Annotated in this window: 1 protein-coding gene; it reads right to left on the bottom strand. The window is 69.3% G+C overall.

Going from position 1 to position 215, the window contains the following annotated elements; genetic code table 11:
* A partial coding sequence (locus ACX6XY_RS30585; RefSeq protein ID WP_460338028.1) for an LLM class flavin-dependent oxidoreductase occupies positions 1 to 215 on the bottom strand: 215 nt, incomplete at both ends.

Below are 215 nucleotides of genomic sequence, written 5' to 3'. Positions count from 1 at the left end.
GAGTCCTCGGTCAGCAGCCGGTCGAGCAGCGGCACGAACTCCCCGAACCGGTCGGCACGCTCACGCGGCGTCCAGGGCTCCTCACCGCTCTTGAGCAGCGTCGCGGCATCGAAGCCGTTGCCGCCCGCACCAATGCCGAGCGTGATCCGCCCGCCGGAGATGTCGTCGAGCGAGATGAGTTCCTTGGCGAGCGTCACCGGGTGCCGGAAGTTGGG

This window comes from Streptomyces sp. O3 (assembly GCF_054788135.1).
This window is presented reverse-complemented; position numbering and strand designations above follow the sequence as displayed.